At 63.8% G+C, this 25,439-nt stretch carries 21 protein-coding genes; 10 read left to right on the top strand and 11 right to left on the bottom strand.

The window, feature by feature from the left end; translation table 11 throughout:
• Positions 1-398 precede the first annotated feature (398 nt).
• The gene (locus tag JQ572_RS20040) at positions 399-4,487 is read left to right on the top strand and encodes a VCBS domain-containing protein (protein WP_211384536.1); all 4,089 of its coding nucleotides are present in this window, start codon (positions 399-401) and stop codon (positions 4,485-4,487) included.
• 115 nt (positions 4,488-4,602) lie between these two features.
• Here the strand turns inward: JQ572_RS20040 and JQ572_RS20035 are convergent, their stop codons facing one another.
• From JQ572_RS20035 to JQ572_RS20025, 3 genes are all read right to left on the bottom strand, one after another.
• On the bottom strand, positions 4,603-5,547 hold the full coding sequence (locus JQ572_RS20035) for a LysM peptidoglycan-binding domain-containing protein (RefSeq protein ID WP_211384535.1): 945 nt from the start codon (positions 5,545-5,547) through the stop codon (positions 4,603-4,605).
• 136 nt (positions 5,548-5,683) lie between these two features.
• Positions 5,684-6,493: an outer membrane protein gene (locus tag JQ572_RS20030; protein WP_211384534.1), complete on the bottom strand. Its 810-nt coding sequence runs from the start codon at positions 6,491-6,493 to the stop codon at positions 5,684-5,686.
• Between the two features lie 225 nt (positions 6,494-6,718).
• On the bottom strand, positions 6,719-7,570 hold the full coding sequence (locus JQ572_RS20025) for a DUF3313 domain-containing protein (RefSeq protein ID WP_211384806.1): 852 nt from the start codon (positions 7,568-7,570) through the stop codon (positions 6,719-6,721).
• A gap of 171 nt (positions 7,571-7,741) precedes the next feature.
• On the opposite strand from JQ572_RS20025, the gene JQ572_RS20020 reads away from it, so the two are divergent.
• On the top strand, positions 7,742-8,419 hold the full coding sequence (locus JQ572_RS20020; RefSeq protein ID WP_211384533.1) for a TetR/AcrR family transcriptional regulator: 678 nt from the start codon (positions 7,742-7,744) through the stop codon (positions 8,417-8,419).
• Positions 8,420-8,453: 34 nt separating this feature from the next.
• Here JQ572_RS20020 and JQ572_RS20015 read toward each other — a convergent pair whose 3' ends face one another.
• A complete protein-coding gene (locus JQ572_RS20015) occupies positions 8,454-9,071 on the bottom strand; it encodes a CGNR zinc finger domain-containing protein (protein WP_211384532.1) in 618 nt (205 codons plus the stop codon).
• 131 nt (positions 9,072-9,202) lie between these two features.
• Between JQ572_RS20015 and JQ572_RS20010 the strand changes: the two genes are divergently transcribed.
• Positions 9,203-10,054, top strand: coding sequence for an alpha/beta fold hydrolase (locus tag JQ572_RS20010; RefSeq protein WP_211384531.1), 852 nt, complete (start codon positions 9,203-9,205; stop codon positions 10,052-10,054).
• A 21-nt stretch (positions 10,055-10,075) separates the two neighbouring features.
• Here the strand turns inward: JQ572_RS20010 and JQ572_RS20005 are convergent, their stop codons facing one another.
• Positions 10,076-11,065 (bottom strand): zinc-binding metallopeptidase family protein, encoded by a 990-nt coding sequence (locus JQ572_RS20005; protein ID WP_211384805.1) that lies wholly within the window; start codon positions 11,063-11,065, stop codon positions 10,076-10,078.
• 366 nt (positions 11,066-11,431) lie between these two features.
• On the opposite strand from JQ572_RS20005, the gene JQ572_RS20000 reads away from it, so the two are divergent.
• Complete coding sequence (locus JQ572_RS20000) at positions 11,432-11,824, top strand: PRC-barrel domain-containing protein (RefSeq protein WP_211384530.1); 393 nt, start codon at positions 11,432-11,434, stop codon at positions 11,822-11,824.
• A 153-nt stretch (positions 11,825-11,977) separates the two neighbouring features.
• Here JQ572_RS20000 and JQ572_RS19995 read toward each other — a convergent pair whose 3' ends face one another.
• The gene (locus tag JQ572_RS19995) at positions 11,978-12,700 is read right to left on the bottom strand and encodes a hypothetical protein (protein WP_211384529.1); all 723 of its coding nucleotides are present in this window, start codon (positions 12,698-12,700) and stop codon (positions 11,978-11,980) included.
• 289 nt (positions 12,701-12,989) lie between these two features.
• On the opposite strand from JQ572_RS19995, the gene JQ572_RS19990 reads away from it, so the two are divergent.
• Both JQ572_RS19990 and JQ572_RS19985 read left to right on the top strand, forming a co-directional pair.
• Positions 12,990-13,913 (top strand): ABC transporter ATP-binding protein, encoded by a 924-nt coding sequence (locus JQ572_RS19990; RefSeq protein ID WP_211384528.1) that lies wholly within the window; start codon positions 12,990-12,992, stop codon positions 13,911-13,913.
• The gene (locus tag JQ572_RS19985; RefSeq protein WP_211384527.1) at positions 13,910-14,671 is read left to right on the top strand and encodes an ABC transporter permease; all 762 of its coding nucleotides are present in this window, start codon (positions 13,910-13,912) and stop codon (positions 14,669-14,671) included. The genes JQ572_RS19990 and JQ572_RS19985 overlap by 4 nt, the downstream gene beginning before the upstream one ends.
• 49 nt (positions 14,672-14,720) lie before the next feature.
• Here the strand turns inward: JQ572_RS19985 and JQ572_RS19980 are convergent, their stop codons facing one another.
• On the bottom strand, positions 14,721-15,044 hold the full coding sequence (locus JQ572_RS19980; RefSeq protein ID WP_211384526.1) for a hypothetical protein: 324 nt from the start codon (positions 15,042-15,044) through the stop codon (positions 14,721-14,723).
• A gap of 315 nt (positions 15,045-15,359) precedes the next feature.
• Between JQ572_RS19980 and JQ572_RS19975 the strand changes: the two genes are divergently transcribed.
• The 3 genes from JQ572_RS19975 to JQ572_RS19965 all read left to right on the top strand — a co-directional run bounded on the left by JQ572_RS19975 (position 15,360) and on the right by JQ572_RS19965 (position 18,396).
• Positions 15,360-16,139: a L,D-transpeptidase gene (locus JQ572_RS19975; protein ID WP_249129129.1), complete on the top strand. Its 780-nt coding sequence runs from the start codon at positions 15,360-15,362 to the stop codon at positions 16,137-16,139.
• Between the two features lie 276 nt (positions 16,140-16,415).
• Positions 16,416-16,670: an acyl carrier protein gene (locus JQ572_RS19970; RefSeq protein ID WP_148744638.1), complete on the top strand. Its 255-nt coding sequence runs from the start codon at positions 16,416-16,418 to the stop codon at positions 16,668-16,670.
• A 25-nt stretch (positions 16,671-16,695) separates the two neighbouring features.
• A complete protein-coding gene (locus JQ572_RS19965) occupies positions 16,696-18,396 on the top strand; it encodes a fatty acyl-AMP ligase (protein ID WP_211384524.1) in 1,701 nt (566 codons plus the stop codon).
• A gap of 12 nt (positions 18,397-18,408) precedes the next feature.
• On the opposite strand, the gene JQ572_RS19960 is transcribed toward JQ572_RS19965, so the two are convergent.
• Genes JQ572_RS19960 through JQ572_RS19950 form a run of 3 tightly spaced genes read right to left on the bottom strand, consistent with a single transcriptional unit; the run spans position 18,409 to position 21,784 of the window.
• On the bottom strand, positions 18,409-19,422 hold the full coding sequence (locus tag JQ572_RS19960; protein WP_211384523.1) for a hypothetical protein: 1,014 nt from the start codon (positions 19,420-19,422) through the stop codon (positions 18,409-18,411).
• A complete protein-coding gene (locus tag JQ572_RS19955) occupies positions 19,397-20,779 on the bottom strand; it encodes an MBOAT family O-acyltransferase (protein WP_211384522.1) in 1,383 nt (460 codons plus the stop codon). Before JQ572_RS19955 ends, JQ572_RS19960 begins: the two co-directional genes overlap by 26 nt.
• Positions 20,780-20,824: 45 nt before the next feature.
• A complete protein-coding gene (locus JQ572_RS19950) occupies positions 20,825-21,784 on the bottom strand; it encodes an acyl-CoA desaturase (RefSeq protein WP_349643104.1) in 960 nt (319 codons plus the stop codon).
• A gap of 219 nt (positions 21,785-22,003) precedes the next feature.
• Between JQ572_RS19950 and JQ572_RS19945 the strand changes: the two genes are divergently transcribed.
• A complete protein-coding gene (locus JQ572_RS19945) occupies positions 22,004-22,939 on the top strand; it encodes a glycerophosphodiester phosphodiesterase (protein WP_249129128.1) in 936 nt (311 codons plus the stop codon).
• Between the two features lie 38 nt (positions 22,940-22,977).
• Here JQ572_RS19945 and JQ572_RS19940 read toward each other — a convergent pair whose 3' ends face one another.
• The gene (locus JQ572_RS19940) at positions 22,978-25,257 is read right to left on the bottom strand and encodes a spermidine synthase (protein WP_211384520.1); all 2,280 of its coding nucleotides are present in this window, start codon (positions 25,255-25,257) and stop codon (positions 22,978-22,980) included.
• Positions 25,258-25,439: the final 182 nt, after the last annotated feature.

Genomic DNA, 25,439 nt, shown 5'->3' with positions numbered 1-25,439 from the left:
TCGTGCATCGTCAATATCTGCAACCTGGATCGGTCCTTACGGACCTGACTTCCAGACAAAGCATCTCTTCGTATCTCTTCGTTAGTCGATCTTAGGCCCAAGCCGTTTGCGTGACCAGCGAAAGAGAGCTAGATTTCGCGCCTCTCGACCGTCAACTTCTTGAGAGCGCAAATTGCTGTCGCGGAGAGGCATCTCCGCTGAACCTGCTATCATCCTGGCCAGACCTATAGAGTCTGGCTAGACCTATAGAGTTCAGTTTTTTAACAAACGTCTTCGGCGTGCAGGCCTGGGGTTGCTAACGCCAAAAATTGCGCATTTCGCCTTTGGCGTAGCAAAACCGACAAGAAGACCGCGGCACCGCGCCGAGCCCGAGTTATTCGGCACGCGAGGCCACGACCATGTCAGTTGCTTTTGGCGTTGGACCCCAGAATGGGGTCGTTGCGGCTTTGCCTCTCCAGATCGTCGGCATCGTCCAAAGGGCATTCGGTTGCGTCACCCTCATACGCCACGGCGGCGCGACGATTCAGGTCAGCATTGGCGACCTTGTCTGCCGCGGTGACATAATCGAAACTGCTGCGGATGCACAGATCGGAATTCGGCTTCTCGACGACACGGTCTTCGACATCTCCGGCCAAGCTCGCATGGAGTTGCGCGAATTCGCCTCCGCTTCCGACGTCACTTCGGGTTCGACCGTCGTTGCGGTCAGCAGCGGGAGCTTTGCTTTTGCCGCCGGCCGACTGGCAAACAGCGGTACTCTGACAGTCGACACGCCGGTCGGGAGCGTTCGTGGCCGGTCATATGCGACGGGCTTCGGCATCCTGACGCTTGCGGCGTTGACATTCTCCATGATGGAGGACGCACAGGCCGCAGACCCGGACGCCACGTTTCTGGACGATGACACGATCACCTACAAAGACCTTCAGCACGGCACATTCGAACTCATCACCAAGGAGCCGGTGCCGCGACATATCATCGTCGACGATCCGGGCGAGACTTTCGTCCTGCACAAGACCGGCTCCTCGGTCAGCGTGAACCAGGTCGCCAACAGTGCCGCTCGCATGGAGGAATTGCAGGCGGCTCAGCAGGACGTGCTCGCCAATCTCACGCGAGGTCCGACAGGATCGAGCACGCCACCCTTCGCCGGCTCGCTTTCGCCGCAGCACATCAATTTCACGTCGGAAAACACGACTGCGCCGCCAAACCTGCTTCCGATGGTGGCGCCGTTCAACATCCCCTTGATCGAGCGCCCGCTGCCGACACTGAACGTGCCGGCCGGCCCAACCGAAATCGATACGTTCAAATTCGACGACCAATTCACCGCGACAAGCGGGATCTTCACCGCTAGTAGCCTGTTCAATGCCGTGTTGACCTACGGTCTCGCCGGCGGGACGGGCGGCACCACGGTGCTGGATGGAGCCACATTCGATCTTTCGCAGACCGGTCCGTATGGCACGCTCTATCTCAATAGCACATCCGGCGCCTACACGTTTGTTCCGAACAGCGATGCAATCAATGCCCTGTCGTCGCCGACGACCACGAGCTTCGTCGTCACCGTATCGGACGGCGGGCTCTCGACGAGCCAAACCTTCATAGTCACCATCAAAGGCGTCAACGACACGGCCATTATCTCGGGCAACGCCGGCGGCACGGTGGTAGAGGCGGGCGGCGTCGCCAACGCGGTGCCGGGCATGCCGACAGCAACCGGCACGCTTACTGACACGGATGTCGACAATCCGCCCAACACCTTCACGGCGGTCAGTTCGCCGACCAGGAGCGCGGGTGGCTACGGCACTTTCACGATGACAGCCGGCGGCGTGTGGACCTACACGCTCGACGATGGCAACAGCACGGTACAGGCCCTGAATGTCGGCGACACCCTGACCGACACCCTGACCGTGACCAGCATCGACGGAACACCCCAGATCGTCACGATCACCATTCAGGGCAGCAACGACGCCGCCGTCGTCTCCGGGGCCGCGACCGGTTCAGTCGTCGAGGCGAGCGGCACTTCGCCCGGCACGCCGATCGCGACGGGCACGCTCGCCGCCGCGGATGTCGACAGCCCGGCCAACGCGTTCGTGGCGGTCAACGCGCCGACTGCAAGCGCACAAAGCTATGGCAGCTTCACCATCACCACGGCCGGCGTGTGGAGCTACACGCTCGACAATACCAACGTCGCGGTGCAGGCGCTCAACAACGGCGACACGCTGACAGACAGTTTCACCGTAACCACGGCCGACGGCACGGCGCAGACGGTGACGATCACCGTCAACGGCAGCAATGATGCTGCGGTGATTTCCGGAACGGCGACCGGCTCTGTGATCGAGGCCGGAGGCGTAGCCGACGGAACGCCTGGTACGCGGACTGCGACCGGCACGTTGAACGACGCCGATCCCGACGACACCTCCAACACCTTCACCGCGGTAAGCACACCCAAGCCGAGTGCTGGAGGCTTCGGCACCTTCACGATGGCGGCACTGGGCACGTGGGTCTACACGCTCGACAACAGCAACGCCACGGTGCAGGCGCTCAATGCCGGCGATACCCTGATCGACCAATTCACCGTGACGACCGTCGACGGCACGCCGCAAGTGGTGACGATTACGATCAACGGCGCCAACGACGCCGCCATCATTTCCGGGATGACGACGGGCTCGGTGCTCGAAGCAGGCGGCGTCACTCCCGGCACACCTGTCACGACCGGCACGCTCACCGATACCGACGTCGACAACTCCGCCAACACTTTCACGGCCGTGACCTCGCCTACTGCAAGCGACGGCGGCTACGGCACTTTTACAATGACCGCGTCCGGGCTGTGGACTTATACGCTGGACAACAACAACAGCGTGGTGGACGCGCTCGACGTCGGCGATACGCTCACCGATCATTTCACGGTGACGAGCATCGACGGCACCACGCAAGAGATCACGATCGCCATCCACGGCGCCAGCGACGCCGATCCCAATGACTTCGACAATCTGGCAACGGGAGCCACCGTCGTATCCGATCCCCCGTTCGTCTACGGCACCCCCGCGGGCGAGACCATCGCCGGTGGCGGCAGCATTTCCCAGATCGTCTATGGAGGCGCCGGCGACGACACTCTCAATGGCACCGGCGTGAACGATACCATCTTTGGCGGATCGGGCGACGATACGATCAAGGGCAATAACGGCGATGACGTCCTCTACGGTGGCTCCGGACACGACGATATAGACGGCAGCAACGGGAACGACACCATCATCGGCGGGCTCGGCGCGGACCAGCTCACGGGCAGCAACGGCGATGATGTCTTCGCTTATCTGTCGGTGGCGGATTCAAGAGCCGGCCGTTTCGATACGATTACCGATTTCATATCGGGAACCGACAAGATCGATTTGACGGCGATCGGCGCGCTCGGATTCGTGATCCTGGCATTGAGCTCGACGAGTACGTCCGTGCCGCCGCACACCATCGCCTGGATTTACGACAGCTCAGCCAATGAAACCATCGTGTACGTCAATCCGACGGATCAAACCCTCCAGATCGGCGATTCCAGCCTGCTGGAAGTTCATCTCCAGGGCGTCGCGACCATCGATTCGGCGGACTTCATCGTGGATCAAACCGCGGCACCGGCCTTGGCGGTGAACGACACCCTCGATCCGGCCGCCGCCGCGCAAGGCGACGCGGCGGTCATGACATTCAGCACCTCCGACGCCTCGACCGAAGCGAAGAGCAGTAGCGGCTCTGTATCGTTGGACGGAAGCTCGACCGCAATCGATGTGAGCTTTCTCTTCGATTTTGACCGGGATCAAAGCGGGGGGAGCAAGGAGATCACCTCTTCCGCCCCGGACGAGGTTCCGACACAACCCGGCACCTCGGAGCCGGCAATCCATTCGCTATCGATGGACCACTTCAAATTTGTCTTCGAACCATCCTGGACCGACGACAGCATCCATCCGAAGGGAATTAGCGCAACCGGCATGCTGGAGCAAAATCATGCCGTCGCTTTCAGTGCGCCGGATGCGCTCCCTGCCATCGACCAGCATCCCGGTGACGGCAAGGCTGCGGAGGCTCATAGCAGAGCGAACCTTGCCGACGCCGGCAATACGCCTGATGTCGCCTCCCAGAAAGGCCTCGTGAACGGCGGCACCGCTCATTCGATTCCATCGCAGGCAAGCGAACACAGTCATGCTTCGATGGCGGCGCCCGACAGGCCCAATGACCAACTTCATTCCGCGGAAGGCGGCACAGGCGGCCCACACGGAAACGCGCAGGCACATCCGTCGGGACTGGGCGATTCCTTCAACTTCCTGAATCCGGCGATCGAGAGGTCGAGCATCGCATTTGTGGACGATCTCCCAGCGCCGCTCGATCATCATGAAGGCGCGGCACATGCCGGCGGACATGGTAGCGCCGCGACAGCGGGCGAGGTTCCGCATCTGGACGATAGCACTCACGTCGTGGGCGGCTTAGCCGGGTCTCATGTGCCGCACGATCTCCTCGTGTGACCTCGATCTGCTGAAAATGCGCATGCCGAGCATGTATCGCGGAATGTCTGCGTGGCGCTTCCCTGCGCGTGGGAGGGGAATCCAACTTCTTGGCCTGCGACAGCCCGATCTTCTCCTACTTCCGCCCAGCGGGCGCGGGCGGCGGCGTCGCCATCGCGGCGATCGGCTCAAGCGGCGTCAGATGACGCGGGACGATGATGGACTGGCCGGGCATAAGCGGCGCGTTCTCCGCCAGCGAGTTGCTCTGCGCGATCGACCACAGCGGCACGCGGTGGGCGGCTGCGATGCTCCCCATGGTGTCGCCGGCGCGCACAGGCACCCGCACGCCGGAATCCCACAACTCCACCAGCGTATCCGCCGGCACGAGATAGCGCAGCGGCACGGCATCGACCTGGGTCTGGGGCGGGATGCGCGGCAGTTGCGTCACCATCTCGACGATCTGGCGGTGGATGTCGTCCGACTTCTCGATATTGATGTGCGAGACGCGGCTGTTCTCCTTGAGGTCGTAGCTTGCGTAGTGACCGCGATAGCCGGGCACGGCCACGACATCGCCGCCGCCGAGCACGCTGTCGGACAGGAAGATGTTGATGAAGCGCTCGACATTGAGCGGCACGTCGCCGGTCGCATGCGCGGGATCGATGGTGATGACGAGGCTGATCGGGATGTTCTCCTTGGCCGCCATCTCGGAGATGACGATCGAGCACAGCCCGCCCATGGAGTGGCCGATCAGCACGATCGGCGCCGGCGTCTCCTTGTAGCTGGAGATGGCCCGATCGCCGATCCATCGGCAGATGGTGAATTCGTAGACATCCGCCGAGAAGCCGGCCTTCGTCAGCTTTTCGCCGAGCCGGTCCATGCCGGTCGAGAAGATCGGGCCCATGGCGCCGCGAAACAGGTAGATCTTCGGCGGCGGCAGCGGCTCGGCCGGCGGGGGTGGAGGCGGCGCGACGGTCGCCACTGCCGCCCGCTTCGACTTGGCGGGCGAGCCTGCGGCCAGGCCGGGATTCAAGGCGAGCAGCGCAACCGCTGACAGCACCACAAGTCGCCTTGGATCAATCATTTAGTCCGCAGTCCCACCACCGGGCAGCAGAAGCCCCCGTTGCCCGGCTTAGTGACCGTCGATTTGGTGGTTTTTGGGGCAAGAATCGGCGCCAAGGCAACGCCCGGGCGGCGGTCAATCGGTGTCTTAGCCGAGATCAGTATCTTGCAACAATGGGGCCGCCTCCGTCGAACCTGTAGTTCAAGCCCGCCTTCACGATGTTTCCGCGAGTCGAGAAGCTGTAGGTCGCGAACTCTGTATCGACCGGATTGGTCTGGGAGCCCGTGATCGTGCGGCTGCCGAGATCGTAATAGAGGTACTCGCCCTTGACGCTCCAGTTGCTGGCAAAGGCCCATTCTGCGCCGGCGCCGACCGTCCATCCGAACCGCAGGTCGGAGGCGTTCGCGATGAACTGCCGTCCAATCACCGGCGCATTGAAGAACTCGTTGATGTTGGTGCTGTCCTTGACGTTGGCGTAGGCGAGACCGCCCGTCGCGAACAGCAGCAGCCGCTGCGACACGATTCCGCCGAGACGGCCGCGCACCGTGCCGAAGAAGTCGATCTTCTCGCTCGCGCTGGTCCTGGCAGCCGGTCCGAGCACTGGTAAATCGACATTGCGGGAGTCTTTGATGTCGGCGAAATCGAAATCCCCCTCGATGCCGACCAATCGGGCGCCGAACTGGTAATTCCAGCCGACCTGTCCGCCGACGAGATAGCCCTCCGGCCGCAGTCCGCCGACGGCGAAGGGGACCGCGCCGGGCTGCGAGACCGTGATCACAGGGGTGCCGGAAACGACGACGTCGTTGGCGTTATTCCAGGCATAGCCGCCGTTCACGCCGACGTAGAAGCCGCTCCAATTGTAGCCGGGATCGATGACCACAGGTCGCGCCTTGACGGGGAGGTCGGCGGCCAGGACCGCCACCGTTCCGAAGGCAAGGAACAGGGCAGCCATAGCAAAATTCTTCATGTTGATCCCCAGCCGTCACATCCGAAGACCTGATCGGACGCGACATTCCAAAGTCGGCGAAACAATCTTCGCGGCACTCTAGCCCGCCTGCCGATAGACCGCTTGGACGACCGCGACCGGGGTCGTCCAATTACGACAATGGCGGCCAGGGCATGCACGGATTGGCGGCCAAGGGCGAGCGCTCGGGCGGACGCCGCGGCGAACGCGGCAGAGAATGCGTCGAGGTCATTGCGTGAGCGGCTGCCCTGAATTCACCTCGTGCGCTGGTGCCGGAGGTGAATTGTCCTTGGCACCGGAATCCGTCCAGGCTGGCGGCAAGCCGAGTCCCTGGCCTGCGAAACCGGTGAGGCCCGGAAATCGGCCGAACGCTTCGCACGCGACATATTTGGGCGCACCACCGAGCCGGACGGGAATGCTGTCCATCGGAGGCAGCGCAGGGATTCCACCGAACGGCGATTCTCCCGATGTGACCAGCTTGGCGAAGTCCGCGCCGAAATCGGCGGCAAGGTCGTAGGCATCGCCCTCGTTGGCAACCCGCGGCGAGTTCGAGATGGAGTTGGCGCTGCGCGCCCAGACCATCGCCGCCTTCTGAAATCCGGCGAAGTCGCGCGCCTCCGCCTCGACCGACAGGCTGCCGAGCCCGACCGGAAGCCTCGGCACCGGCACAGGCACGGCGGGAAGTGCAACCGTCTTGGCAATCGACAGTGCCTTCGATGCGCCGGAAGCGGTCGGGCTGGTCGGCGTGGCATGCGTCACCGTCGCCTGCACCGTGAGGTCGGCGTCGTCGTCGGCAGAGACGATGCGGAAGCGTTCGCTCAAGCGCAGACACAGCTCGCGGCTGATGGCGTTCGCAACCAGGCGACGCTCCTTTTGGTTCAACGCAACATCGTTGCGCGCGGGAAAGACGGTGGACGCGATCCGGATCGTTTTCGCCGCCAGCACGTCCTTCTTGTTGACGCGGATTTGCGATCGCGTCACCAGCCCGTTCGCGTCCGACATCCGGTCGTAGCTCCTGAGCGAGCCGGCCCGCTCGAGCGGCGCGGTCGCGCACCCGCCGAGAGCCAGCGCGACACTCATCAGGACCGTCCGAGGAAAGCGCATGGTCCCATTCCCGCAACGACAGATTATTAGATAGATCACTCTAATAATCACTCCCATGTTCAGCAACATCCGTCAACATAAATAGATGGAACTCTCTAATTTTGATTTTCTCGTGGCGAATCGTCGTGCTAAACGGGGCGAGTGTGAATGGAGATGTCCGGTTTGAGGAAAGTCGACCCCGTCAAGCATGAGCAGAAGCGCGGCGAGATCCTCGGCGCGGCGATCCGCTGCTTCATCAGAGACGGATTCCGCGGCGCCAGCACGACAGACATCTGCACCGCGGCCGGCATCAGTCCCGGCCACCTCTATCACTACTTTCCGAGCAAGGAGGCGATCATCGAGGCGATGATCGACCTGGGCCTCGCGCATGCGGCGGAGCGCTTCGAAAAAATTCTCGCCGCCCCCGACGTGATCGAGGCGCTGCTGACCGACATCGAGGAAACCAGCCTGCGGTTTCGCCCTGCGCAGATCCTCAACCTGGACGGTCTCGCGGAGGCCGCCCGCAATCCGGAATTCGCCAAGCTCATCGAACGCCACACCGAGACGGTGCGCCGCATGTGGAGCGATTTCCTGCGGCAGGCACAAAGCCAGGGACGGGTCGATCCGGGACTGAATCCGGATGCGACGGCGGACGTCCTGATCGCCCTCATCGACGGATCCCGCGCGATGCCGATCCGCAACCCGACGCTGGATATCAAGCAGAGCGCGGCGCACCTGAAGACGATGCTCGTCCGCTTCCTGGGCCCACCCGATGCGCAAATTGAAGCGATCAAGCCCCGCACCCAGAGAACCGCTCGTCCTCTCAAGCTGGTCAGGAAGCGATAGGTCGGCCGCTACAGAGGCGCCGGGACGTCGTCGATTACTGCCTGCTCTTGAGCCGGTTGCGATGCGCGGCCTGCTTGGCGCGGTTGCCGCAGACCGCCATGATGCACCACCGCCGTGCGCGCCTGCGGGTGTGGTCGGCGAACAACATCGTGCAGTGATGGCCTTCGCACGCCTTCACGTCGGCAAAATTCTCCTCGCAGACGAACTTCGCCATCGCCTCGCCAACCGGCAGCAGCAACGCTTCGGGCGATCGCCATCGCCGCTTCCTATGCAGCGAAAGAGCGCCGCCATCGCCGTGTCCGGATTCGATCCGGCTGAAGGTCTCGTCGCGTTCCAACAAGCTGTTCAACGGACCGAGTTCTTTGAGAGCCGCCGCCGTGAGCGGCCTGCCCGCATGCTTGCGCACGAAGCCCCTGAACCATTCGCGCAAGGCGCGCGCCTCGCTTGCGACCTTGTCCAGCTCTCCCGGCACCGCGCGCGCCTGCAACGCGGCGAGCTCATCGACCGGCACCAGCTTCGACTGGGCGAGCCAGTCGATCAGGCCGTCACCATCGTCGATCCAATCGACGGGCGTTTCGACCGGTGTCGCCACCGAGTTGAGGAAATCGAGGCCGAGCGAGTCGGCGATGAACATGGCAGGCGGTCTGTCCATGAGCGGTCCCTGGCCGGTTCGAACGATGGCTCGACCAAGTAACCTGTAAAATGACTATTGACAAGTTACGATATGGACTAATAACCTATTTTTAGGCATTTAACAGGTTACTTCGAGCAACGGAGACGGCCATGACCCAGACCACCTACCGCACCGCAGACGTCGATGGCTTCAAGGTGTTCTATCGCGAAGCCGGGCCTTCGGGCGCGCCAAAGCTTCTACTTCTGCACGGCTTCCCGAGCGCCGGCCACATGTTCCGCGACCTGATCCCGCTGCTCGCCGACAAATTTCATATCGTTGCGCCCGACCTGCCCGGCTTCGGCCAGTCCGACATGCCCCCGCGCGAAACCTTCCGCTACAGCTTCGACAAGATCGCGAACGTCATCGAGCGCTTCACCGAGGTGATCGGCTTCGATCGCTTCGCTGTCTACGTGTTTGATTACGGCGCTCCGACCGGCTTCCGGCTCGCGCTGCGCCACCCCGAGCGGATCACGGCGATCATCTCGCAGAACGGCAACGCCTATGAGGACGGCCTCAGCGATGGCTGGACGCCGATCAAGGCCTATTGGCAGGATCCGTCGCCGGCCAATCGCGAGGCGCTGCGCGGCTTCCTCGCGCCGGAGGCGACCCGCTGGCAGTACACTCATGGCGTTCCCGATGCGACCCTGGTGTCGCCGGACGGCCAGAACCTCGACAATTTCTACCTGGCGCGTCCGGGCTCGGACGACGTACAGCTCGATCTGTTCGGCGACTACAAAAGTAACGTCGCGCTCTATCCGTCATTCCAGGAGTATTTCCGCACGCACAAACCGCCGTTCCTCGCGGTCTGGGGCAAGAACGATCCGTTCTTCATTCCGCCCGGCGCCGAGGCGTTCAAGCGCGACAATCCCAACGCTGTGGTGCAGTTCTTCGACACCGGTCATTTCGCGCTGGAAACGCATGCACGGGAGATCGCGGAGAGCATTCGCGCGTTCTTGAGATGACCGGGGCCATTCTCCGCGGCGCTATGCCGCCAATCTCTGCTGATCACGAAATGCGCTGATCGCCATGTGCGCGAGATGCAGCTTGCCCTTCACCGCCGGCGATATGTCGAACGGATAGGCGTCGCTCATTCCGAGCGAGCGATTGAGCGCGTTGATGCCGCGGGAGAGCGGCGTCCACAATGCCAGGAGCGCTTCGAAATCGCTCTCCAGATAGGGATCCGTCAGGGTCTGGCGGGCGCGCTCGTCAAGGGACAACGGCAGACCTGCCAGCGAGTCGAGCGTCGACACGATATGCAGGAAATGCGCGAACGTTTCCGCCCAATCCTCCCAGGGATGGGAGGTGGCGTATTCGCTGATGAAGCCGCGCCGGTCGTATGAACGATCGGTGCGGCCGTAATAGCCGGTGATCGCGGCCTGATAGTCCTGGGTCTCGTCACCGAAAATCAGCTTGAACGGCGCCTGGAATGTGGTGCCGTCGACGAGGAGGTCCCAATAGAAGTGACCGATCTCGTGCCGGAAATGTCCGAGCAGGGTGCGGTACGGCTCCCGGAACGCCACGCGGCGCGCTTCGCGCTCGACGTCGTCGGCCTCCGCGAGATTGAGCGTGATCAGGCCCGAGAGATGCCCCGTCAAAATCGGATTGGCTTCGTCCGAGAGTATGTCGAACGCCAATTGCGCGCCACTGCGGGATGCAAGCGGAAGCCCCAGGCGAGCGAGGTCGTAGAGGAGACGGCGCTTGGCTTCCTCCATGCGCCGCCAGAGCATGATGTTTCTGGTGCTGCCGAGGTCTGGTGTGGTGCGCGTAAGGCGGCATGAGCCGCAATACCAGTCCGCACCCTCGACACACCAGTTGCAGCCGATGATCTCGCGGTTACGGCAAGACTGATTGGATGCAAGTTTCGTCATGTCGATGCGCGCGGAATCGAACACCAGCTCGGTGCTGCAATTCGCGCACGCGACGTGCTCGAACGAAACAGGTTGGCGACATGACGGGCACTGAAATATCTTCACGTGTTCTGACCCCAAACAGCCGGCACGCCGAAAGACCGGCTTATCATTTCGAGGTGCTCCTGCGACCGTCGCTCTTGCCGGCGAGCAACGCGCGCTGCGTTCGGAGCGCATGCTGCCTTAACGAGGTGGCCCGCGTCGCGCTCAACCGGTCCGATCGTGGCCGCGGCTTTTTCTCAGGCGCATTTTCGGCGACCGGCCGAGCGGCCCAGTTTCGCTCGGGCTGAACCGTCATTGGGCCAACGTCTCGTCTCTTTGCCATGGTGTAACAACACCAGATTGTGGGCCGAGTTCCTTGAATTCGACGGACAGGAACCTTCGCTTGAACCGCATGTTGCCACCGCGATCGATCAAGCTGAGGAGACCGAAATGAAAAAGCTGGCTTTGGCATGTGCTCTCGCTGCTGCCGCCGCGACTGCCGCCCATGCAGCAACGACCACCGTGAAATCGGCGCCGTCGGAAAGCTGGACGGTGACCAACTACTACAAGCAGGCCGTCTACGATCCCAAGGAAAGCAAGATCGGCGACATCGATGACGTGCTCGTCGACAAGTCCGGCAAGATCACTGGGCTTGTCCTTGGCGTCGGAGGCTTCCTGGGCGCCGGCGAGAAGGACGTCATCATTCCCTTCAGCGCGGTCAAGACCACCAAGAAGAACGACAAATGGTGGCTGACGCTCGACGAGTCCAAGGACAGCCTCAAGGAGGCCCCGGGCTTCAAGTACGACAAGGCCAGCACGACCTGGGTGCCCGAGAAGAAGTAACCGCAGCTGGGCTCAACGCTTCGAAAGGGCTCGCCGCTACCGCGGCGGGCCTTTCTCTTCTTTGGCGATGGCACATTCGCGAAAGACAAAACGACGACGACGCCGACAACGAAGTCGACGGCGGCGTGATGAGTGGCTATTCCTGGCTAACGATCAGTTCCGCGGCGCCGTTGCCGCCGCCGAGCGCGCCTGCCGCGGCGCGGCGGGGGCGCCGGGTTCGGCGACGTGAGCAGCCGGCGCGCGCGAGCGCATGATGGCGGCGTCGATCTCGGCGATGACGCGGCGCTGGATCGCCTCGTTCTTGTCGATCGAGATGTGACCGACGCCGGAGCCGCGGACGTCGACATTGTCGAGCTTGCCGCGCAGGCCCGCCGCGGCCCGCACCGGCTCGCCGGGGCCGTCGCCGATATAGATGTTGATGTAGCGCTCGGCGCCGGTCGAGAGCTTGGTCTTGAACACGGAATCGAGGCCGATCGCGAGCTTCACGGGCACGCCGAGCTGGTTGAGCTTGGCAATCATGTCCGGCAGCGCGGTCGCACCCGAGGAATGCCCGACCAGGACGATGGTCTTGAGCCGGCCGGCCTTGTAGGCGGTCGCGGCTTCATCCGCGAGCGAGGACCAGGACACGAAATTCGCGACCGTCACCGGAATGCCCTGCGCCTGGAGCCGGGCGCCGATGGTGTCGAGCCCGAGCGAGAAGATGTTGAGCACGCCGCGGAGCAGATAGACGTGCGTCGTCGCGGCCGCCTGGCTCGGCGCCGCCTTGGCGGTGGTCGGGCTGATGGCAACAGCTGACAGCAGGAGCAGGCCCATCGCCCACGCACGGAGGGCGGACAGCTGGCTGGCGCCCGCGGTGTGACGGCCGTTCGGTCTCATCGATGTTTTCCCTGGGGACGATGCGCTTTGCGATTGGCCGGAATCGTAGCCATGGCCTGCTCGCAGACGCAACAAAGAGCCGCGTGAGCAGCAATCTTAGCAGCAAGCAGTGACCATCGCGCAACACTTGCCCGAAACCTGCCACGTAAGGGCCTGTTTTGAGACCATTTTTCTCCAGCCGATTGCGGCCCGGTAAGGGCATTCCTATCTCAGGGCTCCGCTGGCCCCCCGTTACCGGCAGGTTCCAGCCTCCCTCCCCCACCATTTGCCCCTCAGGCTTGCGGCCATCATGTCTTCCATCATTTCCGTCGCCAATTTGTCGAAGACCTATGGGTCCGGCTTCAAGGCGCTCAAGAACGTCAATCTCGATATCCAGCGCGGCGAGATATTTGCGCTGCTCGGCCCCAACGGCGCCGGCAAGACCACGCTGATCTCCATCATTTGCGGCATCGCCAATCCGAGCGAAGGCAAGGTTTTGGTCGGCGGCGAGAACATCCAGACCTCCTATCGCAAGGCACGCTCGCTGATCGGCCTGGTGCCCCAGGAATTGCACACCGACGCCTTCGAGAGCGTGTGGGCGACCGTGAGCTTCTCCCGCGGCCTGTTCGGCAAACCGAAGAATCCTGCGCATATCGAGAAGGTGCTGAAGGACCTCTCGCTGTGGGACAAGAAGGACAACAAGATCATCACGCTCTCCGGCGGCATGAAGCGCCGCGTGATGATCGCCAAGGCGCTGTCGCACGAGCCGCAGATCCTGTTCCTGGACGAGCCGACCGCCGGCGTCGATGTCGAGCTGCGCAAGGGCATGTGGGAGGTGGTACGGACCCTCCAGCAATCCGGCGTCACCATCATCCTGACCACGCACTACATCGAGGAAGCCGAGGAGATGGCGGACCGCATCGGCGTCATCAACAAGGGCGAGATCGTGCTGGTCGAGGACAAGGCCACCTTGATGCAGAAGCTCGGCAAGAAGCGGCTGACGCTGCACCTGCAGGGCAAGCTCGATGCGCTGCCGGAGAGCCTCAGGCATTACGAGCTCGACCTCTGCGACGGCGGCGCGACGCTGATCTACGATTACGACACCAAGGGCGAGCGCACCGGCATCACCAGCCTGCTCGGCGACCTCCGCACCGCCGGCATCCGCTTCAACGATCTCGACACGACCCAATCGTCGCTCGAGGATATCTTCGTCGATCTCGTGAGGACGTCATGAATCACCGCGCCATCCGCGCCATCTATCTGTTCGAAATGGCGCGCACCTGGCGTACGTTGCTGCAGAGCATCGTCTCGCCGGTCGTCTCGACCTCGCTGTATTTCGTGGTGTTCGGCGCCGCGATCGGCTCGCGCATCAGCCAGGTCGAGGGCGTGAGCTATGGCACCTTCATCGTGCCCGGCCTGATCATGCTCTCGGTGCTGACCCAGAGCATCGCGAACGCCTCGTTCGGCATCTACTTTCCGAAATTCACCGGAACGATCTACGAGATCCTGTCGGCGCCGATCTCCTATTACGAAATCGTGCTCGGCTATGTCGGCGCGGCCGCGACCAAGTCGATCATTTTGGGCCTCATCATCCTGGCGACAGCCGGCCTGTTCGTCCCGCTGCACATCCATCATCCGGTCTGGATGCTCGCCTTCCTGGTGCTGACGGCGGTGACGTTCAGTCTGTTCGGCTTCATCATCGGCATCTGGGCCGACGGCTTCGAGAAGCTGCAGATGATCCCGATGCTGGTGGTGACGCCGCTGACCTTCCTCGGTGGCAGCTTCTATTCCATCGACATGCTGCCGCCCGCCTGGCGCACGGTGGCGCTGCTCAACCCGGTCGTCTATTTGATCTCCGGCTTCCGCTGGAGCTTCTACGAGATCGCCGACGTCAGCGTCGCCGTCAGCATCGGCATGACGACCGCGTTCCTCGTGATCTGCCTGGTCGTGATCTGGTGGATCTTCCGGACAGGGTATCGGCTGAAGAACTGACCGTCATTCCGGGGCGCGACAAGCGCGAGCCCCGGATGACTGCTGCGGATTACCGGTAGCAGTGGAAGCGGTTGTGGCCGTCGTAATAGCCGCGGCAGCGGCGATGGCCGTGATAGGGAATGCCCAGGATACCATCCACGGCACCTACGGCTCCGCCAACGCCGGCCCCGACGACACCCCCGACCGCGCCGCCCACCGGTCCGGCGATGCGGTTGCCTTCATACGAACCTTCCTGGGCGCCGCGCACGATGCCTTGGGCGTGGCCGGGATGCGGCAGGCACGTCAGGGTCAGAACGATAGCGGCGCCTGCAAGGAGCAGGCGGCCGGGTAAACCGGCCGGCAACGAAGCGGCGGTGACACGAGCTTTGTTCATCACGTTTCCTAATGGGTAAGCCCGCGACGAAAGCCGCTGGCAAAGGTGGGCTCAGTGTCAACGCCGATGCGGCCAATTGGTTGCGCCTTCGTGACAAATTGGCGCCATCATGAACAGCCGCGCTCGCGAAAATGTCACCGCTGCCGCACGCGGCACGGCACAAGCGGCCTTGCTTACGCCCGGCGCCACGTTAACGATGGGTGCCCAGGCCGCTGGAACGAAAGCCGGATTGCAGGCATATTGCAGGCCGGGGGACGGAGAGCCGCAGCGCCTGGCGTGAACAGGCCGGAGGCCAGGATTCAAATGCGTTTCCAGATGCGTTCATTTTTCATCGCTTTCACCTCCCTGATGCTTTTGAGCGCAGGCGCCGCGCAGGCCAAGGTCGAGATCACCGTCGACAAGGACAATCAGCAGATGACCGTCGCAGTCGACGGCGTCGCGCGCTATCGCTGGCCGGTGTCGACCGGCATCCCCTCACGCGAGACGCCGAGCGGCGCGTTCCGCGCCTTCCGCATGGAAGAGGATCACTACTCCAAGGAATTCGACGACGCGCCGATGCCGCACGCGATCTTCTTCACCAAGGTCGGCCACGCCATCCACGGCACCGACTCGGTCGGCCGGCTCGGCTCGCCCGCCTCGCACGGCTGCGTACGGCTGTCGCGCCAGAATGCCTCGACGCTCTACGCGCTGGTGCAGCAGCAGGGCGTGCTCAACACGACGGTAACGTTGACCGGCTCGGCGCAGGTGGCGCTGGCCCGCAATCCGCGCGGCCGCAACCCCACGGCGGTGGCCCGTGCGCCACAGCCGGCCGAAAACCAGTACGCAACGTCAGGCGATCCCGTGAACCTGATGCCTCAGGCCGCGCCCGCCCGCCGCTACATGCCGCAGGACGACAACTACATCTACCCGGCCGACGGCAGCGATACCGGCGCGCGCTATCCGGCGCCGCGCGGCAGCCGCCCGCTCTATGACGCGCAGGTCTATCAGCAGCAGCCGCAGCAGTACTACAATCAAGGCACCGGCCAGCAGGGCTACTATTATCAGCCACAGCCCCGGCAGGTTTATCAGCCGCGCGGCTATTACTATCAGAACTGACGCGTCCGAGCGCAGCGCTTGCCGCGCTCGACGATCTTCGGCACGCAAGAGCGCCGTGACTGCTGATTCGTTCAGCGCGAGCGCGGCTGCTCCTCCCCCGTCAAATCGTCATTTGGGGACGCGACTGCGGAACGTCGCGCCTGTTTGCGCCTGAATTGAGCAGTCGGACGACGCAGGAAAGCAACAGTCCCCAACCTTCAACGCAGCGGCGTTCCGGGCAAATTGACAACCAGGGGGTCGCCCGTATTGTCGTTCCCGTTGTTTCTGGGACATGACATGACACGCGAGCAGATTTCGGATTTCTGCGTTACCGCCCTGGCGAATATCCTGCGAATTTCGAGGGACCGCGTCGACACCGGCACGAAATTCAACCGTCTCGGCCTCGATTCGGCGATGCTGGTCTACCTCATGATGGAGCTCGAGGAGAAGCTCGACCTCGAACTGTCGACGGACGACTTCTACGACCATCCGACCGTTGAGGCCTTGTCGCGATTTCTCGCCGACAAGCGCGCCATCCGCTCCGCCGCCTGAGGGCGGCTGAAGCCGCGCACCCCACATGGAAAGCTTCCGCTCGCTCGTGGCACTGCTGGCCCGGCGCGCGGAGGAGCAGGGCGACGACCGTACCTATGTCTTCGTTTCCGATCGCGGGACGGAGGAAGCTGTCCTGACCTTCCGCCAGTTGCATCACTCCGCATGCATGCTCGCCGCGCGCCTGATCGCGACCGCGCGGCCCGGTGAGCGTGCCGTCCTGGTGTTTCCACCCGGCATCGAGTTCATGGTGGCGTTCTTCGGCTGCCTGATGGCGGGTATCATTGCCGTGCCGATGATGATGCCGCGGCGAAACGGCGCGCGCGACGCCAGCGCCGCGATCCTCGCCAATTGCACGCCGGCGGTAGCACTGACCACATCAGCCGTCGCGCTCCGTGGCGATCTGCAAGCGCGCTTCGCGCAGGAGAACATTCGCTGGATCGAGGTCGGTCCGAGCGCGGCCGACGCCGAGACAGTTGCACTTCCCGAGCCGGCGCAGGACGACGTCGCCTTGCTGCAATACACCTCGGGCTCCACTTCCGAGCCGAAGGGCGTGATGGTGAGCCATGCCAATCTGCTCGCCAATCTCGAGATGATCCGGCTCGCGCTCGGCAACACCAGCCGATCGACCTACGTCAACTGGGTGCCGCTCTATCACGACATGGGACTGATCCTGAACGCGCTGCAGGCGCTCTATGTCGGGGCGACTTGCGTGCTGATGGCGCCGAACGCGTTCATGCAGCGGCCGCTCGGCTGGCTGCGCGCGATCTCGCATTATCGCGCCGAAGTCGCCTGCAGCCCCAATTTCGGCTTCGACCTCTGCGTCGGTCGCTATCGCGCCGACCAGATGGAGGGCGTCGACCTGTCCTCGCTCAAGATCGCGCTCAACGGTGCGGAGCCGGTGCGCTCGCAGACCATCGAACGATTCATCGCGACATTCGCGCCGCACGGCTTCGATCCGCGCGCGATGTATCCGGCCTACGGCATGGCGGAGGCGACGCTGCTGATTTCCGGCGGACGGCGCGGCGGCGGCCATGTCACGCGCCCTGTCAGCCGTGCGGCGCTGCAGGAACATGCGATGGAAGAACCTTCCGACGCAGGGGATACGCAAATCGCCGTCGGCTGCGGGCGCGCGCTCACCGGCGAGAGGATCGCCATCGTGGACGCGGACAAGTGCACACGCCTGCCCGCCGACCGCGTCGGTGAGATATGGGTGAATGGCGCCAACATCGCCCGCGCCTATTGGCGCAACGCCGAAGCGACGCGCGCGGGGCTCAATGCGGAGATCGCCGGCGAGGGCGGGCCGTGGCTGCGCACGGGCGACCTCGGCTTCGTCGACGTGACAGGCGAATTGTTCGTCACTGGCCGGATCAAGGACCTCCTCATCATCCGCGGCATCAACCATTATCCGCAGGACATCGAGCGCACGGTGCAGTCCCTCGATGGCCCGCTGCGCGAAAACTGCGGCGCGGCGTTCTCGGTGCCGGACGAGAGCGGCGAAGAGACCCTCGTCATCGTCCAGGAGGTCGAGCGCACCGCGCGCCACACGATCGACACCGAAGAGATCAAGGGCCGGATCCGCGAGGCCGTCGCCGACAACCACGAGATTTCCGCGCGGCACATCGCGCTGATCCGGCCCGGCGCGCTGCCGAAGACCACGAGTGGCAAGATCCAGCGCAAGCTGGCCCGCAAGCTCTGGCTCGAGGGCGGATTCGAACAGCTTGCTTGAGCCGCCAGTTGTTCAGAAATCGATCCGCGCGCTCTCCCCGTCACGCAGACTCGCGGCGATGCCCTGCTCGATCCTGCGCGCGAGCTTCGGGCGGTAGTGAATGAAGTCGGCGAAATTGGCGCGATCGCGCGTCAGATCGTTGTCGACCCGATAGCTGATGAAATTGCTGCGGGGTCGGCCCGCAACCACCTGCTTCAGTGCGGCGTCGCAGGCGCTGCGCTCCAAGGCTGTCTCGGTGCTGGGCTTCGGCACGGTGGCCGCGAAGGTCGGCGGCACGACGATCACGACGGGCGCATCGGCCGGCAGGCCTTTGACGATATCGGCCAGCGCATCGATCTCGGGAAAACGCGTTCGTATCTCGGCCGAGGCGGCGGGCGGGGGATCCCTGGGCCAGTTGATCTCCCTGAATTGGCCGGGCGGCCAGATGTCCTCGTAGCTGAAATACCCGTCGGGATTCATCCGCTGCCGCCGGCCAAGCCCGATGCTCAAGCGCTGAAATGCCTGCTCGATCGCCTGCCAGGAGATCAGCCGCACCGCATAGGTGACGACGCTTCTGTCGTAGAGCCAATCGGGAAACGGGACCCCGCCCTCCTCCTTCGGCCGCGCATGCTCGCACCAGCCGGGATCGGCCACGATCACCAATGCGCCGACCTGCTTGTGATGTCGCAGGAAGAAGTGGAGCACCGCAAGCTGTTGACGCGGAATTGAACCGGTCATGTGGAGCTGCACGAAGTGCAGGCCCGTCGCGCGCGACAACTCCGCCGGCTCGATCATCTGCGCCGTCGAATTGCCGAGGATGGCCGCATTGAAATCCGGATTCCTGGCGCGGCTCGCGGCCGTGATCTGGGTGAGGCGATTGTCGACGCCGTCGATGCCGAGCAGCCCTAGCTTGCCGCTGTCGTAGGGGTCGACCAGCACCATCAGAGCGAGCACCAGCAGCGCAGCGCCGACTAGCGCGCCCAGGCACGCCTTCAGGCTCCGGCCCCAGCCGGGATCGGTTTCAGAACTTGAAATAGACGAACTCATGGAGATCCCGACCACCCATCTGAAGCAGCAATGCGAACAGCCCAAGGCCGAGCAGACCGGCGAGCCACGGATTCGGGCGGCGCGTGAGCACCGCCACGATGTCCTGGCTCGCCGGCAACAGGAAGGCGAACAGCGGCGCCGCGATCAGCGGCCACAGATGCTTTCCACGCTCCAGCGGCAGCGGCTCGACAAGCCCGGAAAAAACATGCCTGGCCGCCTCGACCGATCCGGCGCGGAAGATCACCCCGGTCGCGAGCACGAACAGCACGGTGAGCGCCCAGCCGAGCCATGACGGGACCTCCGGGCCGTAGCGGCGCCACAGAGTGCAGGCGACCAGCGCGAGCCCGTGCAGCACGCCCCACAACACGAAAGCCCAGCTCGCACCGTGCCACAGGCCGCACAGCGCCATCGTGATCAGCATGGCGCCGAAGAACTGCACCGGGAGCCAGCGCCGCGGCAAGAGGCGCAGATTGACCAGCGGATAGAACACGTAGTCGCGCAGGAACAGCATCAGGGTGATGTGCCAGCGCTGCCAGAAGTCCTGGATGTTGGTCGAGCGCAGCGGCGCGTTGAAATTATACGGCAGCTGCACCCCGAACAGCAGGCCGAGTCCGATCGCGATGTCGGAATAGCCGGAGAAGTCGAACAATATCTGGAACGAGAAGCAGAAGGCGAGCCAGGCATCGCCGCTTGGAAGCGGTCCGCTCGCGGCCTGCGTGTAGATCGGATCGAGCAGATGCGCGATGCTGTCGGCGATCACGACTTTCTCGAACAGGCCGATCGCGATGAAGCAGGTCGCGATGCAGAACTGGCGCTGCCAGCCCGGCACATAGACCTGCCTGCCGAACTGATGCATCACCTCCGACCAGCGCGCCAGGGGGCCGGCGATCGCCTGCGGGAAGAAGGCGATGTAGAGCGCGTAGCGATCGGGCGCATAGAGCGGCGCCTTCCCCCGCTTCAGATCGACCAGATACATGATGTGGTGGAAGGTGAAGAAGGAGATGCCGAGCGGCAGCCCGATGTCGAACGCCGGAAGTGTCGAGCCGAGCACGAAGCCGAGATTGGCAAGCAGAAAGTTGGCGTATTTGAACAGCGCCAGCACCGCGAGATCGAGCACGATCACGAGCGTAAGAACCCCGGACCATTTCATACGGCTATAGGCGACCGAGGCGAGCCAGTTGATCGCGATCGAGGCGATCAGGAGCAGGATGAAGAACGGGCTGCCCCAGGCATAGAAAGCGAGCGACAGCGCGACCTGGACACCGATCCGAAGTCGCGGATAGGGATCGGCCAGGCGGTAGATCAGCAGTGCCGCCGGCAGGAAGACCAGGAGGAAGGGGTAGTCGTTGAACAGCATCGGTTCAAAGCCGCGTCATCGCCGGCGTTAGCCGGCAGATGATGCTCAGCCCGTTTCGAGGTCGGGCGCAGCATCGCCCGGCTGCCGCAGCATGCGCCGCGCGATCTTCTCCTCGCTCGGCACCTTGACGTCCCAAGCCAGTCCCAGCGCTTCCAGCGCCCGGATGAAGACGAAGCCGGGATCGAATTCGAACCAGCGCAGGCCGAAGGCGGCGGAATACGGAAAGGCATGGTGGTTGTTGTGCCAGCCCTCGCCCCAGGCCAGCCAGGCCATCACGCCGAGATTGCGGCTGTTGTCGTCGCGGGTGGCGAACGGCTGCGCGCCAAACGTATGCATGATCGAGTTGATCGCAGACATGGTCTGCTCGACCACGAACATGCGGACCACGCCGCCCCAGAGCAAGCCGCTCAGCGCCCCCCACAGGCTCATGGTGACGAGGCCGCCGATCAAGGCGGGCAACACCAGGCCGAGACCGGCCCAAGTGTAATAGTAGCTGTTGACGACAACCAGCCTGCGGTCCGCCATCAAATCCGGCACGTAATGCGCAACGTTGGGATAATCGTGCTCGACCATCCAGGTCAGATGCGCGTGCAGGAAGCCGCGCAGGCGACCGAATGGGCCGTCGCCATGCAGACGCGGCGAATGCAGATCGCCATCGTGATCGGACAATTCGTGGTGGCGGCGATGCATCGCGGCCCAGGACAGCATGGGACCGCGCCCCGCCATCGAACCCATGATGACCAGGATCGCACTCATCGTCGTGGAGGTCGCGAAGGCGCGATGGGTGAACAGGCGGTGATAGCCGACAGTGAGGCCGAGGCCGGTGACCAGCCAGAACCCGAAGAACAGGCCGAGCTCCATCGTACCGATCGGGCGGTAGAACAGCAGGGAGAGTGCCACCAGCGTGCCGACGAATGGCAGCACGTCGAAGATGATGAAATGTCGCCGCTGCATCCGATGAAAATGGCGGCTGCGGATGATGCGGTGATCGCGTTTCTGTTGCACGGGCGGGATTCCAGGGCGGCGACCATGAGTACATACAAGCCGGGCGGACGCAACCCAAGCCGCCGCCCAAGCTTTCAACAGCCGCGAAAGCCTATAGAATAGGCCGGCCGCGCCGAATGCGTTCAAATACCGTCCTTTCCGCCTGCCCTTCGAGCCACCATGCCGTCACCTGCTGCGATATTCCTGACCGTGCTGACATTTCTCATTGCGGGAGAGGCCATGGGATCCGATTCGGCCTTCGACCTCGAGGCGCATCGCGGCGGTCGGGCGCTGCTGCCGGAAAACACCCTGCCGGCCTTTGCCAACGCGCTCTCGATGGGCGTGGACACGCTGGAGCTCGACGTCGGGGTGACCGCCGACGGCGAGGTCGTCGTCTCGCATGAGCGCGGGCTCAATCCCGATCTGGCGCGGGATGCGAGCGGCACCTATGTCGCGCCCCCCGGCACGCCGTTCGTGAAGATGCGGTTCGCCGACGTCAGGACCTACGACGTCGGCCAGATCCGGCCGGACAGTCCTTACGCGAAGCAATTTCCCGATCAGCGCGCCGTGCCCGGGACACGCATTCCGACCTTGAGCGAGCTGTTTGCGCTGGTGCGCAGGTCCGGCAACACGCGTGTGCGATTCAACATCGAGACCAAGATCGACCCAAACCATCCGGACCAGTCTCCCGATCCGCAGGCTTTCGTCACCAGGTTGCTCGCCCTGATCGAGACGGAAAAATTCTCCGACCGCGTCATGATCCAGTCGTTCGACTGGCGAACCCTGCAGCTCGTCCAGCAGCGGGCACCGACGATGCCGACGGTGTACCTGACGCTCCAGCGCGGCTCGGGCCGGACGGTGGCGCTGGATCAGGCAACCAACTGGACGGCGGGGTTCAGCCCGGCCGATCACGGCGGCTCGTTGCCGCGAACGATCAAGGCCGCGGGTGGCGCGATCTGGTCGCCTTATTTCGGCGACGTGAGCGCGGCACTTGTCGCCGAGGCCCACACGCTGGGACTGCACGTCGTGGTCTGGACCGTCAACAAGCCCGAAGACATGGCGCGCATGATCGAGATCGGCGTCGACGGAATCATCTCGGACCGCCCCGACCTGCTGCGGCAGATCGCCGGCGAGAAGGGAATTGCGTTGCCCGTGGGCACGCCGGTGGTGCCGTAACTCCCAGCCATCCTGTAGCCCGAAGCTACGAGGCGACCTTACTCCCCGTCCCTCAGGCGCCGGTAGAGCGCGCCCAGGATGTTGGAGTAATCGTCGGTCCAGACCCGCACCCTGTCGTCGGCTTCGGTCTGCTCCCATACTTTCGACGATGCGAGCCTGCCGACATCGGCATCCTCGCGCGCGGAAATGACGACGTCGGTCGAGAAGATGTAATCGGAATCGCGCCCGGAATCCTCGTTGTAGACCCAGCTCTTGAGATCGTTGGCATCGGCGATGCCGACCACGACGGTCTCGAGATCGAGGTGCCGGTTGGAGACGTGCATCACCACGGCGCCCTGCGGGGCGAGCTTGTCCTTGTAGATCTTCATCGCCTCTTCGGTGGCCAGATGAATCGGGATCGCATCCGACGAATAGGCATCGACGATGATCAGGTCATAGACGCCGTCGGGCTCTTTCGCGAAGGTGAGGCGGGCGTCGCCAATCACCGGCTTCAGGCCCGGCATGCAGCTCGAAATGTAGCGGAAGTTCTTCGGGTCACTCGCCGCGTCGACCATGGACTGGTCGATCTCGAAGAACGTCCAGTTCTCCCCGGGCTCGGCCGCACAGGCGAGCGTGCCCGAGCCAACGCCGATCGCGGCGACCTTCAGCGGTGCGCCCTTGCGCTCGCGGATCGCGCTGACGGCCTGACCGATGCCGCCGTCCTTGTGATAATAGGTGATGGGCTCGGGCCGGCCGGTAACAGGCGTGCCGTCATTGTTGCGGAAGCGCTCGGCGCCGTGAATGGTGGTGCCGTGCATCAGCACGTGGAAATAGCCGCCGGGCGTCACCACGATCTTGTGCACCCCGAAGAAGCTGCGCACCGTGGTGACGCGGCCCTCGTCCGCCGGATAAACGCGGATCAACGCCAGTGCGAGCGCGACGGTGGCGAATATCTTCCAGCGGCCGGCATTGACCGCCAGCACCAGCAGCGCGGCGAGCACGCCGACCGCACCGGCCACCCAGACGCGGTGATCCTCGAACCAGGTCGAGATCCCGCCCGTCGTGGTGGACGGCGCAACGAGCGCCACCGCGAGCGCGGCCAGCGCCAGCCAGTACCATTTGACGATGCCCGCCAGCCGCTCGTTCGCGGGCGGCCGGCACAACACGGCAAGCGCAATCAGGATCGGATATTCCGCGATCCACGAGAATGCAAAGGGCGCAACGAGCCCGGCGAACAGGCCGCCGACCATGCCGCCGAACGACAGCGCGACATAGAAGCCGGTGAGATATTTGGCCGCCGGCCTGGTCCGCGCCAATTCGCCGTGGCAGGCCATCGCGATGACGAAGAAGCACAATTGATGGCCGCCGAGGGTCAGCAGCAGGTTCTGCTCGCCGCCGAAGGCCAGCAGAACGACGACGCCGGCAATCGCAACCGGCTGAAGCATCAGCATCCATTTGTGCGGCAGCAGCGGCCGCGACTGGAACACCACCACCCAGGTCAGCAAGTACAGCGACAGCGGCAGCACCCACAGCAGCGGCGCAGCCGCAACGTCGGTCGAGATGTGCGCGGTCACCGCGATGAGCAGGCCGGACGGCACGCCGGCGAGGAAGATCCAGCGCAGCCGCGTCAGGACGCCGGGCGCCGGCGCGTTGATGTCCCCGGTTCGCGCATCGACCGTGGCCAGCTTCGGCGAGCGCAACAGCAGTACGCCGCACGCGGCGATCAGGAGGATCAGAAGACCGTAGCCGCCGGTCCAGAGCCGGTTCTGCGTGTGCAGCGTGAACATCGGCTCCAGCAGGAACGGATAGGACAACAGCGCAAGGAAGCTGCCGATGTTGGAGGAGGCATAGAGGAAGTAGGGATCGTGCCCGGCGGGATGTCCGGTGCGGACGAACCAGGCCTGCAACAACGGATTGTTGGCGGCGAGCGCGAAGAACGGCAGGCCGATCGAGATCACGAACAGGCCGAGCAGCCAGATCGCGTAGCCGGAAGCCGGCGGCTCGCCATAGGCCGAGGCGATGCCGAGCGGCAGCGTGGCGAAGGCAAGCACGAGCAACACGAGATGCACCGCGACGGGAACGATGCGGCTCCGGATCTGCATCAAGAGATGCGCATAGGCATAGCCCGCCAGAAGCAGCGACTGGAAGAACACCATCGCCACCGACCACACCGCCGGCGAGCCGCCGAGCCGCGGCAGCACCATCTTGGTGAACAGCGGCTGCACCGAGAACAGCAGGAGCGCGCTGACGAAGATCGCGGCGGTGTAGACCGTCAGCAGCAGCCGGTTGCGCGACGAGGACGGCTGCTTCGTGGCGGCGGGTTGCACGATCGAATCCATGGAAGCTCCAGCAAAAGCGTTCTCCAGCGAAGTGGGCACCGGTTCGCGCGAGAAAACGCGTCGAATAACTGCCCGGCGGGCGCCGGCCGCGCGCAATGGAGCACAGGGCACCTGAACGGGCAATAAAGGGTCTCGTGATGTTGCAGCGAGAAATGCCTGATATACAGATGTCATTCCGGGCT

The organism is Bradyrhizobium sp. SZCCT0153 (assembly GCF_018129995.1).
GTDB classification, from domain to species: Bacteria; Pseudomonadota; Alphaproteobacteria; order Rhizobiales; family Xanthobacteraceae; genus Bradyrhizobium; species Bradyrhizobium japonicum_G.
This window is presented reverse-complemented; position numbering and strand designations above follow the sequence as displayed.